Annotated in this window: 1 pseudogene; it reads left to right on the top strand. The window is 76.3% G+C overall.

From position 1 onward, the window contains the following. A pseudogene (locus FV228_RS32690) lies at nt 1-435 on the top strand (glucans biosynthesis glucosyltransferase MdoH); the annotation flags it as partial.

The raw sequence follows: 435 nt of genomic DNA, 5'->3' as shown, positions 1-435 counted from the left end.
GCCCAAGGTCCTGAGCCTCGGCCACGTCCTCGCCTCGCCCGAGCGCCGGGCGGCGTTCGGCGGGACCCGGGCGCTGCTGGCGAGTGCCGCCCTCGAGCAGGCCGCGTGGGTGATCCTGTGGCCGGTGCTGACCCTGTTCACGGCCGGCGCCGTGGTCTCGACCTTCCTGGGCCGGGTGGTGCGCTGGGAGACCCAGGACCGCGACGACCGGGAGGTCTCCTGGTCGGAGGCGTTCCGGCTCCAGGCCGACGCCGTCGTGGTCGGGGCGCTGATCGCCTTCGCCCTGGTCTGGGCCGGCGATGCCTGGCTCGGCCTGTGGCTGGCGCCTTTGGCCCTCGCGCTGCTGGCGAGCCCGGCCCAGAGCGTCTGGACCAGCCGGGCCGATCTCGGCCGCGCCGCCCGGGCCCGGGGCCTGTTCCTCACCGCCGACGACAC

This window comes from Methylobacterium sp. WL18 (assembly GCF_008040015.1).
Taxonomy (GTDB): domain Bacteria; phylum Pseudomonadota; class Alphaproteobacteria; order Rhizobiales; family Beijerinckiaceae; genus Methylobacterium; species Methylobacterium mesophilicum.
Note: the sequence above shows the minus strand (reverse complement) of the source record. Positions and strands in the feature narration are given on the sequence as shown.